Annotated in this window: 12 protein-coding genes; 8 read left to right on the top strand and 4 right to left on the bottom strand. The window is 66.3% G+C overall.

The window, feature by feature from the left end:
- The first annotated feature begins 28 nt into the window (after nt 1-28).
- The gene (locus OX958_RS14100) at nt 29-466 is read left to right on the top strand and encodes a putative immunity protein (protein ID WP_270137868.1); all 438 of its coding nucleotides are present in this window, start codon (nt 29-31) and stop codon (nt 464-466) included.
- Nucleotide 467: 1 nt separating this feature from the next.
- Here the strand turns inward: OX958_RS14100 and OX958_RS14105 are convergent, their stop codons facing one another.
- A complete protein-coding gene (locus OX958_RS14105) occupies nt 468-1,169 on the bottom strand; it encodes a TetR/AcrR family transcriptional regulator (protein WP_270137870.1) in 702 nt (233 codons plus the stop codon).
- A gap of 96 nt (nt 1,170-1,265) precedes the next feature.
- Between OX958_RS14105 and OX958_RS14110 the strand changes: the two genes are divergently transcribed.
- From OX958_RS14110 to OX958_RS14125, 4 genes are all read left to right on the top strand, one after another.
- Nucleotides 1,266-2,234 carry an ABC transporter ATP-binding protein gene (locus OX958_RS14110; RefSeq protein WP_270137872.1) on the top strand — a complete coding sequence of 323 codons (969 nt, stop codon included), beginning with the start codon at nt 1,266-1,268 and terminating at the stop codon, nt 2,232-2,234.
- Nucleotides 2,231-3,082 carry an ABC transporter permease gene (locus tag OX958_RS14115; RefSeq protein WP_270137874.1) on the top strand — a complete coding sequence of 284 codons (852 nt, stop codon included), beginning with the start codon at nt 2,231-2,233 and terminating at the stop codon, nt 3,080-3,082. Before OX958_RS14110 ends, OX958_RS14115 begins: the two co-directional genes overlap by 4 nt.
- A gap of 85 nt (nt 3,083-3,167) precedes the next feature.
- Nucleotides 3,168-3,854, top strand: a complete 687-nt coding sequence (locus tag OX958_RS14120) for an HNH endonuclease family protein (RefSeq protein WP_270137876.1) — start codon at nt 3,168-3,170, stop codon at nt 3,852-3,854.
- A 458-nt stretch (nt 3,855-4,312) separates the two neighbouring features.
- Nucleotides 4,313-5,737: an aminopeptidase P family protein gene (locus OX958_RS14125; protein ID WP_270137877.1), complete on the top strand. Its 1,425-nt coding sequence runs from the start codon at nt 4,313-4,315 to the stop codon at nt 5,735-5,737.
- Between the two features lie 86 nt (nt 5,738-5,823).
- On the opposite strand, the gene OX958_RS14130 is transcribed toward OX958_RS14125, so the two are convergent.
- A complete protein-coding gene (locus OX958_RS14130; protein ID WP_270137879.1) occupies nt 5,824-8,025 on the bottom strand; it encodes an RICIN domain-containing protein in 2,202 nt (733 codons plus the stop codon).
- A 171-nt stretch (nt 8,026-8,196) separates the two neighbouring features.
- Between OX958_RS14130 and OX958_RS14135 the strand changes: the two genes are divergently transcribed.
- On the top strand, nt 8,197-9,201 hold the full coding sequence (locus OX958_RS14135; protein WP_270137881.1) for a LacI family DNA-binding transcriptional regulator: 1,005 nt from the start codon (nt 8,197-8,199) through the stop codon (nt 9,199-9,201).
- Between the two features lie 86 nt (nt 9,202-9,287).
- The gene (locus OX958_RS14140; protein WP_270137883.1) at nt 9,288-9,716 is read left to right on the top strand and encodes a hypothetical protein; all 429 of its coding nucleotides are present in this window, start codon (nt 9,288-9,290) and stop codon (nt 9,714-9,716) included.
- Here the strand turns inward: OX958_RS14140 and OX958_RS14145 are convergent.
- Nucleotides 9,699-10,661, bottom strand: coding sequence for an alpha/beta fold hydrolase (locus OX958_RS14145; RefSeq protein ID WP_270137885.1), 963 nt, complete (start codon nt 10,659-10,661; stop codon nt 9,699-9,701). The two genes, OX958_RS14140 and OX958_RS14145, sit on opposite strands and share 18 nt — an antisense overlap.
- 97 nt (nt 10,662-10,758) lie before the next feature.
- On the opposite strand from OX958_RS14145, the gene OX958_RS14150 reads away from it, so the two are divergent.
- Nucleotides 10,759-11,727, top strand: coding sequence for a helix-turn-helix transcriptional regulator (locus tag OX958_RS14150; RefSeq protein WP_270137887.1), 969 nt, complete (start codon nt 10,759-10,761; stop codon nt 11,725-11,727).
- A gap of 46 nt (nt 11,728-11,773) precedes the next feature.
- On the opposite strand, the gene OX958_RS14155 is transcribed toward OX958_RS14150, so the two are convergent.
- On the bottom strand, nt 11,774-12,484 hold the full coding sequence (locus tag OX958_RS14155; protein ID WP_270137889.1) for a GAF and ANTAR domain-containing protein: 711 nt from the start codon (nt 12,482-12,484) through the stop codon (nt 11,774-11,776).
- Nucleotides 12,485-12,486 lie beyond the last annotated feature (2 nt).

A 12,486-nucleotide genomic window follows, 5' to 3' on the forward strand; every position in this document is an offset into this window, starting at 1 on the left:
GTCGGTCAGTTCCGGTAGAAGTGTGCGCATGGCGATAGACCTGGAAGACCATCGCTCGTTGGTGATGTGGGCCGCTGTCTGCGCGGAGCACGTCCTGGAGAACTTCGAACGCGCCGGCTCGGCCGACGACCGGCCTCGGAAGGCTATCGAGGCCGGTCGGGCCTGGGTGCGTGGCGAGCTGAAGATGACAGATGCCCGGAAGGCGGCGTTCGCTGCTCATGCCGCGGCTCGGGAGGTGGCCGACGCATCCGCGCAGGCCGCGGCCCGGGCGGCCGGGCATGCCGCCGCGACCGCGCATGTGCACACCCATGCGCCGCATGCCGCGAACTACGCGGCCAAGTCGGTCGGTAAGGCCGTTCTCGAGGCCAAGGGTTTGAAGGCGTCGGACTTGGCGGCGTTCCAGGAACGTCAGTGGCAGCGCGAGCAACTGCCGGAGAAGCTGGCAGGGATCGCGTACCCGGCCTGATTCACCGTTCGACGCGGGCCTGCAGTCCGTCGAGCAAGCTGTCGAGGCCGAAGGTGAACGCCTCGTCCTGCATCGTGTCGAGATCGGTTCCGGAGGGCCACTGCAGGTGGCTCTCCGGAGCTGTGTCGAGGCCGTCGCCGCTCTGGGAAAGCTCGGAGATCTCGCGGGCCCAGTCTTCCATCGACCGGCCCGTCTCCCCGACCGTCGTCCGGACGGAGACCTCGGAGCTGGCCGAGCCGATCACGTAGGACATCACTGCCCCCATCGCGTTGTCGACATCGCGTCCGGTGAAGCCGGCCGCACCGAACAAGACGATCGCTCCCGAGCCGACCGACATCGCGTGGGGGCCGAGTCGCGGTCGGCTGTAGAGGACCTCCGGCAGCCAAGCGTGACGCAGCACCGTCGCGCGAAGGCTTTCGGCGAAGAGCGTCACGCCGGCACGCCAGCCGGCCGGCTCTGGCTCCGGCACGTCGATCTCGCCGTAGATCTCGTCGATCACCAGGTCGATCAGGTCGTCCTTGGTCTGCACGTGCCAGTAGAGACTGGTCGCGCCTGAATCGAGTTTGGCCCCGAGTTTCCGCATGCTCAGCCCGGCCAGGCCTTCAGCGTCCAGCAGGTCCATGGCGCGACGCACGATCTGCTCCCGGCTGAGCGTCTCTCGCGCCGGTGCTGCCGCCTTCTCCCGAGTCCAGATCGAATCCATGGTGCATTCTAGCCCGACTCGCACAGAGTTCGAGTCTGTCGTACAGTGTTCGAGAAGTGAAGCAGCGTGTGACCACCCTCAGCAGAAGGAGTAATCATGGCGGTGTCGGCAACCCAGGAAGCCGCCCTGCGCGAGGCCGAGCGAGTGGGGACCGAGTTCGTCATCGAAACCTCGGATCTGCGGATGCGCTACGGCTCGAAGGACGTACTGCGTGGTGTTGACCTCCAGGTCCGGCGCGGCGAAGTGCTGGCCCTGCTCGGGCCGAACGGCGCGGGCAAGACCTCGACCATCGAGATCCTCGAAGGCTTTCGGCTCCGTTCAGCAGGAGACGTCAAAGTGCTCGGCGTCGATCCGGCGAACGGCGACGAGCAGTGGCGTGCTCGGATCGGCATCGTTCTGCAGTCCTGGCGCGACCACGGGACGTGGCAGGTCCGGGAACTTCTGAGTCACCTCGGGCGGTACTACGTTCCCTTCTCGACCTCCGACCGAGCGCGACCGTACGGCGCTGACGAGTTGATGGAGCTGGTCGGTCTGCAGAAGCAGGCCACGACGAGGATCGGCAGCCTTTCCGGCGGTCAGCGGCGCCGGCTCGATGTCGCGGTCGGAATCGTCGGGAAGCCGGAGTTGCTGTTCCTGGACGAGCCGACAGTGGGCTTCGATCCGCAGGCCCGGCAGGAGTTCCATGAGTTGGTGCATCAGCTGTCGAGCCTGGGGGAGACGTCGATCCTGCTGACGACCCATGATCTGGCCGAGGCGGAGAAACTCTCGGATCGGATCGTCATCCTGGCCGGCGGCAGGATCATGGCCGACGGTACGGCGGCGGAGCTGGCGCGGCAGGTCGCTGGGAAGGCAGAGATCAAGTACAGCCGGGGCGGTCAGTTCCACGTGGACGCGGCCGACGACGCCACCCGGTACGTTCGCGAACTCTTTGCGCGGTACGGCGAGGAGATCGGCGATCTGGAGGTGCACAAAGCGAGTCTGGAGGACGTGTACATGACGTTGGTGCGGGAGTTCGAGTCCGGGCAGTGGACGGATGCCTCGACGCTGACGGAGGTGACCCGATGAGGCCGACCATGGTGGCCGTCCGCGCGGGCTTCGCGCGCGGATGGATCGAGTTCAGCAAGAAGCTCAAGAGCCCGTGGGAGCTCTCGGGCGAGGTCTGGCCCTGGATCGTTGCTGTTGGCATCATGTATGCGCTGCGCGACAAGACGGTCCCGGGGACCAGTTTCTCCATCGGTCTGCAGGCCGTCCCCGGCATCCTCGGTATGACCATCATCTACACCGGGCTGATGGGCCTGGCGCTGGCGTTGACCACCGACAGGGACGACGGCACGCTGCTGCGGATGAAGGCGGTGCCCAACGGAACGATCGGCTACTTCATCAGCAAGGTCGCGAGCCGGGCGGCGATCACGGTGGCTTCGCTGCTCATCGTGCTCATCCCTTCGGTGCTGCTTTTCAGCGGACTTCAGGTCGACAGCGTCGGCTCGTGGATGAAGCTGATCGGCATCATCGCGCTGGGCTTGGTCGCCACGTTGCCCATCGGTGCTGTGATCGGTGCGGTGTTCAACAGTGCGCAGAGCCTCGGACTGGTGATGCTGCCGATCATGGGCCTCGTCGCGATCTCTGGGATCTTCTACCCGATCACCGCTTTTCCCGAGTGGGTGCAGTGGATCGGGCAGGTCTTCCCGGTCTACTGGCTCGGGCTGGGGATGCGCGCGGCGTTGCTGCCGGGCGAGATGGCGGTCGCCGAGGTCGGTGAGTCGTGGCGGCATCTGGAGACCATCGGCGTACTGGGTGTCTGGGCCTTGATCGGGTTCTTCTATGCGCCCGTCGTACTGCGGCGGATGGCTCGCCGCGGGTCCGGCTCGAGCGTGAAAGAAGCTCTGCCGGAGAAGGCGCCCGCAACTGTCTGACTCCGGATGACAGAAACGTGATGGAGTTGGAGCGCGCCTGAAGTCACGGCGATAGCGTGCGGGAAGTCGATGACTCGGAGGAATCATGGCTTCCCGCCCCGCTTCAACCCCATTGCACCGTCGGCTCGTGCCGACCGCTCTACTTCTTCTTCTCGCCGTTGTCTTTCAGTCGCAGCAGGCGATGCCTGCCGCGGCAGTCAACATCACCGCCGGCGACCTGCTGGCGAGCCTGACAGTTCGAGCAGAGAACGGCACGGGTTACGACCGGACGTTGTTCCCCCATTGGGTCGACGCCGACGGTGACACCTGCGATACGCGGGAAGAGGTTCTTATCGCCGAATCCACCACGACACCACCGACCGGTGCCGGCTGCAAGGTCCTCTCGGGCACCTGGAACTCGTGGTACGACGGTGCGACCTGGACGAATCCGAGTGACGTCGACATCGACCATGTCGTTGCGCTGAAGGAAGCCTGGGACTCGGGCGCACACGCCTGGACGACCGCCAAGCGCCAGCGCTACGCCAACGACCTCGGCTACGCATGGTCCCTGGACGCGGTGACCGACAACGTGAACCAGTCCAAGAGCGACAAGGACCCGGCCCAGTGGCTCCCGCCGCTCGCATCGGCCCGTTGTGCTTACGCGATTCACTGGACCGCGGTGAAGTATCGCTGGAACCTCGCCCTGGACACCACCGAGAAGTCTGCCTTGGCCTCCATCCTCACCGGCTCCTGCGGCAGCACCTCGATCCCCACCCCGCCGCTAGGCACGTAGTCGCCGCAGTCGTTCGCAAACAGGGCCGCCAACGCTTTCCCGACAGGGACAACGCGTCGGCGGCCCTGTCGATTGAGGACGCAGCGGATCGACGGTGTAGATCACCAGTCGCAGGCCGCCGCGGACCCAGCAGCGCCGCTGGCTACGCCTCCGCGATGCCCAGCGTTTCGGGTCCGCTTCTCCGTGGCCCGGCGGTCTCGCGCGGCGCGCCCGTCTGGAGTAGGTCCAGACCGGTGCCTGCGCTGGGCCTCCTGACCGGTCACCACGCCGGGTTGCCCGCTCTGGGCGCGTGGAGCGCTCTGCGCTTCCGCGGCGACGGCAAGCGAACCCGTCGGTGATGGTGGACAAAACTCCAGTGCATAAGAATGTTCACTGAGATGAACGCTGACCGGCTGACAGAGCGACAATACGTTCGTTACAGTGAACGCTGCTAGCTGTGACCGACGAGTGGGGTGGGCATGACTTATCGCAGACCGACAGGCCGACGGAACGGGCTGTACGACAAGCCTACGGACGAGCTCGCCGCGCTGATGCAGACGGGATGGGCGGACTCCCGACAGCTCGACCTCGCCCCGAGCCCCCAGGTGCCGTACGCCGCGGTGCGGCGCGATGCGCTGTCCGCGAGGTTCCCCGGTGAGCGGCTCGTGATCCCGGCCGGCACTTTGAAGATCAGGTCGAACGACGACCTCTACGCCTTCCGCCCGTCGAGCGCCTACACCCACCTGACCGGTGATCAGACGCCGGAGGCGGCCTTGGTGCTCAACCCTGTTCCGGAAGGTGGCCATGAGCCGGTCGCGTACCTGCTGCCGCGGTCGAGCCGGGACAACGGCGAGTTCTGGCTGAACGCTGCCACCGGTGAGTTGTGGGTCGGTCGTAGGCACGCCCTGGAGGAGGCCGAACAGCTGCTCGGCCTGCCGTGCCGCGATATCGGGGACCTCGTTGCCGACCTGACGAGGGCAGCGGTGCCGACCCGGCTGCACCAGGGCCATGATGCGGCGCTGGATCAGCGACTGGGCACTGCTGCCGATCGTGACGCGGAGCTGGGTGAGTTCCTCGACGAGCTCCGGCTGATCAAGGATCCCTGGGAGATCGAGCAGCTTCGGTTCGCCTGCGCCGCCACGACCCGCGGATTCGAGGACGCTGCTCGCGGTCTGACCACCGCGATCGCCACCTCGGAGCGCTGGATCGAGGGGACCTTCAACCGCCGCGCGCGATTGGAGGGCAACGGAGTCGGGTACGGCACGATCTGCGCTGCCGGCCCGCACGCCACGATCATGCACTGGGTCCGCAACGACGGCCCGGTCCGGCCGGGCGAACTGTTGTTGCTCGATGCCGGCGTGGAAACCAACGATCTGTACACCGCCGACGTCACCAGGACGCTTCCGATCAGTGGCCGCTTCTCGCCTTTGCAGCGCGAGATCTACGACGCTGTCCACGAGGCGCAGGAGGCCGGGATGGCCGCGGTCGGACCTGGCGCGCGGTACCGGGACTTCCACGAGGCGTCCCAGCGCGTACTGGCCGCTCACCTGGTGAACTGGGGTTTCCTGGACGGTCCTGCTGACCGGGTCTACGAGCTCGGACTCCAACGGCGCTACACGATGGCGGGCACCGGTCACATGCTCGGGCTCGACGTCCACGACTGCGCCCAGGCCACGACCGCGCAGTACGTCGATGGCCACCTCGAGGCCGGCATGGTGCTGACGGTCGAGCCAGGCCTGTACTTCCAGCCCGACGATCTGACGGTCCCGGCGGAGTTCCGCGGCATCGGCGTCCGGATCGAAGACGATCTACTGGTCACCGATGCCGGCCACGAGAACCTGTCCGCCGACCTCCCTCGCACCGCCGACGAGGTGGAGTCCTGGATGGCCGCCCTGACCGGGTGAGCCTGCGGCGGTACGGCCTTGAGCGCGTGATCAAGGCCGTACCGCCGCCGTTCAGCTTCGCCGCTGGCACCACACACCTGAAGCGGTTAGCTGATCGTCCATTGCTGCAGCGCAGTACCGGTGTTCGCCTGCTGCGTGACCGCTGCTCCGTCGGAGGTGGCGGCGGTGGTCAGCAACAGCCCGCTCCTGGCGGAGGCCAGGGTGTACGCGCCGCTGGCTAGCCGGGTGACATTCCAGCGCTGGTTGGCCGTCTTCGTGCAGGTCCACTGGATCACCTTGGCGCCGGCCGTGGTGGCGTTGTCGCTGACATCGGCGCAGAGCCCGGACTCACTGTTGACGAGTTCGTAGGAGCCGTCCGTCTGCTGGGTGAACTGCCACTTCTGGTTGGCGCCACCGTTGGAGGTCCAGGTGTTGAGTGGGGTGCCGGCCGTCGTGCTGTGATTGGGATTGTCGAGCGCCTTTCCGCCGGTGGAGACCGTACGCAGACCGTTGAGGTTCTGTGGCGCAGTTCCGACCTGAGTGACGGAGAGGGTCTGCTCGGCCCCGCTGCGGCTGCCGCCGACGGAGTTCCCGGTCGTGTTGGTCCAGTCCCGGGGCGGGGTGGTTTCGGCGAGCCGCCCAGAATCAGCGGAGAGGCCCAGGACGAGACCGCTGTACCGGTTGACGAGTCGGAGGGTGCCGCCGGTGTTCTTGATCAGCCACCACTGCTGGCCGACAGTCGGACCGCCTGCCCCGATCGCGGTGACAGTCGGCTTGGTGCCCCAGGCGCGGCTGGCTGTCGTACCGGCGTCGACGCCGAGAGCGTGACCGGTCGAAGAGTTGAGCAGCTGGTAGGAACCGTCGCCGAGGGCAACGAAGTACCAGCTTTCGAGGGCCGAGCCCGAAGCCGAGCCGACGGAAGTGGTGCCCGTGCCGGCCGCTTGCTGGGCGAGGATCCGGCCGCCGGCGTTGGCGATCCGGTAGGTCTTGGTGAGGTCGAGCGGCGCGGCGGCCGGGGAGGTCGAGGTAATGGTCAGATTGACGTACTCACCGGAGGAGCCGCCGGAGCAACCGAAGGAGCAGTACGACCGGAAGTTCTTGCCGATGATGGTGGAGCTCGTCTTGTTCACGCTGTCGAGAAACCACCGGTACCACGAAGCGGTGGTGTAGCTGCCGGTGTTGCCGATCGAGTACCACTTCTGGCTGGTCAGGTCGTCGGTGACGTAGAAGTGCTGCGGCTCCTTGCCGTCTTGGCGTACTGCCTGTGGCTCGCCGACGTACAACCCGAGGTAGACGTTGTACGCGATGTCCATCACGAACAGCGGCGAGGTCGGCGACAGGGTGCCGGCGGCAACCTGCTGATCCGCCGTGCCTGTGCTGGAAGGCTTGTACTCCTTGGCGAGCGGCGTGTAACCGTTCGGGTTGCTCGCGTCGACCGGCACCAGGTTGCTCTCGCGGCCGCCGACCCCAGGCTCGGTCCAGGCCCCGTCGTACCACTTCTGCCAGGAACTGGGAGCCATCTTCGCCGACATCTTGGCCCGGGCGACGTGTTGCCGGAAGTTCTTCCAGCTGCCCGACTTGTCGACGATCCGCGAGCCGTAGTAGACGTAGAAGTAGCCGGAGGCGGTGTCGACGAACAGCCGCTGGTCGCCGTCGCCGTACGAGTAGGTCTGGTTCGGGAACGCCGCGGTGTCGTTGCGCTTGGTGCTGTACGGCGAGGTGATCGCATGGTCCTTGATCGTCCAGGTCTTGCCCTGGTTGGTGGACACCGCGTAGTCGATGGCGTCGTAGTGCAACCCGTCGCCGAAGGGTTGCGGCGTGAACTCGTTGTGCACCAGGCCGTACCAGTCGCCGGTGTCCGGGTCGATCCACACGCCGGCCAGGTCGCAGTAGTTCCTCTGCGAGTAGCCCGACCCACTCGGCGCGTAGGTCGACTTCAGCCCGGTCGGGCTGTTGTTGCACCGCCAGGTGGTGTCGTTGTTCTTGTCGCTCGCGTTGGCCGGATTGACGGCGTTGCTGATGGCCGTCGACCTGGTCGCGGTGTCGAAGTTCGTGCCGGTGTAGAAGTCCCACTTGCGCGGGTCGGACGCGCCGTACAGGGCAGCTGACTGCTGGAAGTAGAACGTCCCGTCCTTGTCGACGAAGGTGCCGGCCGGGGTGTCGGTCGGCGTACTCCAGGTCCCCTTGGCTCCGACGGTGATGGTGTACGACGCGCCCGCCGGTGGCGCCGACGTGGCGGGGCCGATGCCGCCGAAGGCAAGGCCCAGGCTCAACAGGGCAACTAGAGCTGTCTGGCGGGAAGGTGACATCGGAGCTCCTCAGGTCTGGTAGCGGAACAGTAGGGCTCATTTGACCGGTAAACAAGATCTGCGTCGGCGAGCGATCGCTGCCTGACTGGCGATGTCTGTCTTGACGATTCCTTGAAGGGCGACCGATACTCGAGGTAGCTAGTTGACCGGTCCAACAGATGAGGTTCGCCGATGGTGACCATGCAGGACGTGGCCACCTTGGCCGGCGTCACCAAGCAGACCGTCTCGAACGTGGTCACCGGCCGGGTAGCGGTCCGTCCGGACACCGCCACCCGGGTCCGGGCCGCGATCGCCGATCTGGGGTACAAGCCGAACCTGGTGGCGCGGTCGCTGGCGACCGGCACCACCATGACCGTGGGGCTGATCGTGCCGACCGTCGCCAGTCCGTTCTACTCCGAGATCGTCGAAGAGGTCGAGAACGTCCTGGACCAGCGCGGCTACCACCTCGTACTGGCCACCACCCGCGCCGACGGCGAACGGGCCAAACGGCAACTGGCCGGGCTGTCCAGCCGGCTGGTCGACGCGCTGCTGATCGCCGGCGATCGCGATCTGACCGATCCGCTCGCCTTGCTGCCGGACCCACGCTTCCCGATCGCCTTATGCGCCTGGGAAACGCGGATCCCCGACTCCCTCCCGGTTGTCACCATCGACTACGAGCACGCCGGCTTCCTGGCCGGAAAACATCTCCGCAGCCTGGGCCACAAGCGAGTGGCGGCAGTGGTCGAACTGCCGACCCACGAACGGCGGCTGACCGGGCTACGGTCGGCCTTCGCGCGGCACCGGCTACGAATCGGTGACGACAGGGTGTTCGCGCCGACGGAGGCCACGTCGGCCGGTGGGTTCGCCGCGGCGCAGGCGGCGTTGGCCGCCGATCCATCGCTGACGGCGATCTTTGCGTCCCATGACCTGCTGGCGCTCGGCGTACTCGAGGCGGTGAAGGAGTCAGGCCGGTCAGTGCCCGGTGACGTCTCGGTGATCGGCTTCGACGACACCGCCCCCGTCGGACTGACCCACCCGGCACTGACCGCGGTGGCAATCCCCGCCCGGGAGATGGCGCAACAAGCAACCAACCTCCTGCTGCGAGCGATCGCCGAAGGTGCACCCCCGGTCAACTCCGCCCAGTACCTCCGAACTTCTCTGGTGATCCGTGGCAGCACCGGTCCGGTCCGCCGCTAGGACTCGCTAGAACGAGAGTCGTCACAGCCGGCTGTGACTCTGCGCAGCGCTACCGTTGGGCGACTGCTGGAAAGGGGTGGGGCTCGATGATCATGGGTGAGCTGTCCGCGGCTGAGTGGTCGGCCGAACTCGAACGCCGTGGGCGGGTGGTGTTCCTGCGGCGCGAACGGCCCAATGTGCGGCGCTCGCTCCCGCTGTTGGCGCTGAGTTCAGGAACCCCTGTGGTCGTAGCACCTCTGATAATGAACTCGGAGGGTACGGAACGGCTCTTCCTCTCCCTGGGTCTCGGACTGTCCCTGATTTCGTTCGTCTGCCTGCTCGTGGCCGTGATGTCCCGCCGGCCCTCCCTCGTCGTCACCCGAGACACCATCCACGTGGGCAAGCAGCCGATGACCTGGCCAAGCGACGTTCGCATCCTCCGTGACTACGTCACCGACTTGGACACCCTCGAAACCTGGTTGGACGGCCGCCGGCCAGCCTCATCAACCAATTCGACCTCACCGCCGACGGCCTGACGATCTCCGCTTCTCGCGCGGCTCCAGCCAGCTCAGGATCGCTTGGTTCACTTCAGCAGGCAGTTCTTGCTGGATCCAGTGGCCGCAGTCGAGGCTGACCGTTTCCACGGTGGGCACGAACTTCGCCAGGTTCTCGAATTTCGGAATGACGTCACGGTCGCCGTAGATCATCAGGGCGGGCTGCTGGATGATCGGGTCCACCTCGGCCAGCAGATGCCAGTTGCGGTCGAGGTTCCGGTACCAGTTGATGCTCCCGGTGAACCCCGACCTTTCGAAGGCGGAGACGAAGACGGCCAACTCGCTGTCGCTCATCACGGGCTCCCCGAGCGGTGCTTCTGCGCTGGCGAGGTTGATCATGGCCATGCCCGGCTCGGGCGCTTTGAGGGGCTCGTTCTTCCGGTACAGGTTGCGCAGGAAGCGGGCCGTGTTCTCGTCCAGGATGGCGTCCGCGACGCCGGGCTGCCGATTGAAATGGACGAAGTAGAAGTCGCCGCCGAAGATCTGTTCCATGAACTCGATCCAGGGGAGCTCTCCGCGCTCCTGGTAGGGCAGGCTCAGGTTGATCACCTTGTTCACGCGACCCGGATGCAGCAAGGTCAGCCCCCAGACGACCATCGCGCCCCAGTCGTGACCTACGAAGGTGGCATCGTCGTAGCCGTAGTGGTCCAGCAGCGCGACCAGGTCACCTGACAAGTGTTCGACGTCGTACGCGGTGACCTCGACCGGGCGAGACGAATTGCCGTACCCCCGCTGGTTCGGGACGATGACGTGGTACCCCGCTGCGACGAGGGCGGGCACCTGATGGCGCCAGGAGAAGGCGTGCTCCGGCCAGCCGTGACACAGCACGATGGGTTGCCCGGCATTGTGCTGACCTGCTTCGAAGACTTCGAGTTCCACGCCGTTGACCGCGACAAGGACAGGCTCGGGAAAGTCGGTTGGATTCACGGATGCTCCTGTGGGTTGAGGGCTGATCGACCGGTTGCCCAGACCCTAGGAAGCATTGCGGACAGCTGAAGTCCTCGATCGTCGGCAGACTGAAGGAATGCGGAACGATCCCACCAGTAGAGCGCTGCGGCTGCTGTCGCTTCTTCAGACTCATCGTTTCTGGCACGGTGCCGAGCTCGCCGCACGACTCGAGGTCACCGAGCGCACGGTGCGCCGTGACGTCGACCGCCTGCGCGACCTGGGTTATCTGGTCGATTCCACGTCGGGGAAGTACGGGGGCTACCGACTGGCGACGGGCGCACAAGTGCCGCCCCTCGTTCTCGACGACGACGAGGCGGTGGCGGTCACCGTCGGGCTCCGGTACGCCGCTGAGGCTGCCATCGGCGGCATGGAAGAAGCTTCGCTGCGCGCGCTGACGAAGATCGAATCACTCTTGCCTCATCGGCTGCGCAGACGGGTGTCGGCGCTGCACTCGAGCGTCACCTCGTTACGCCGGGCAGCCGACGACGATGTCGTCGACCCCGAAGCGCTCAGCGTGTTCGCCGCCGCCTGCCGGGATCAGGAGCACGTGCGTATCGACTACCGGCGAGGTGACGGCGAGAGCAGCAGACGGCTCGTCGAGCCGCACCAGCTCGTCACCGCAGGACGTCGTTGGTACCTCGTGGCGTGGGACCAACACCGTCGTGATTGGCGAACGTTTCGTCTGGACCGGCTCCGAAATCCCTGGCCAGCGGGCAGTCACTTCACCCCGCGCGTGATCCCCGGCGGCGATGCGGCGGCCTTCGTCGCGAACTCCATCGGCTCGACACCTCGCCACCACGAAGCCAAGCTCGCCGTCCAAGCCGTGTTCGCCGAACTCGAGGGTGTACTCCGATGGATCGACCACACCCCGATCCAGGTGGACGGGGACTGCTGCCTCATCCAGATCCGCAGCGAGGATCTCGGCCGACTAGTGATGGCTGTTGCTCGCATTGCGCTCACCGCGCCGGTGACGGTCAGAGAACCAGCCGAACTCGCCCACGCCGTCAGCCAGCTCGCCACTCACCTCAGCGCCGCGCCATCATGACGAACGCTTCGGAGTCATCACCTCCGGCTTTCGCTCTGCCACGTGTTCATTCGGTGCGGCGGGTGACGGCGTTGTTGATGACGTCGGTGACGATGCGTTCCGCGACCGTCTTCAGTTTGGTGTTGCTGTCCTGGGAGGTCCGGACCAGGAACGCGAAGGCCTGCTCGGGGTTGATCGTGTAGCGCTCCATCACGATTCCGACCGCCTGGCCGATCACGTTGCGGCTGATCAGCGCCTGGTTCATGGACTCGTCCTGGCGAGCCCAGCCCATCGCGACCGCGACCAGCCCGGCGAACAACGCGCCCAGCGCCCTGGTCTCGGCATCGAGGGTGGCGGGCTCGTCGGCGTACAGGTTCAGCGCTCCGCGGGTGTGGGGTTCGGCCCGGAACTGGAACGCGATCTGCGCACCGAATCCCAGACTCGCGGCGGCCGGCCCGTACTGCGGCCAGCGCAGATCGGTGGCCAGGTCGAGCGCCTCGACCACCGGTTCGGTCAATGCTGCTTCCAGACACGGGCCTTCCAGCAGTTCGTACTGCAGCCGGTCGGCCTGTACGACGCGCTGGTCGGTGGGTGCGAGCGTCTCGATCCGGCCGTCGCGGGTCGTGATCGACAAGCTCGCCTGGGAGACTCCGGGAACCGTGTCGATCGCGCTGGCCAGGAGCTGCTCGAGCGTCTTGTCCAGATCGATCGGTGCCTGCAGCGCCGCGGCGGCCGCGGTCATCACCGCGGCCAGGTCATCGGAAGGATCTGGGCTCATCA

The organism is Kribbella sp. CA-293567, assembly GCF_027627575.1.
Taxonomy (GTDB): Bacteria; Actinomycetota; Actinomycetes; order Propionibacteriales; family Kribbellaceae; genus Kribbella.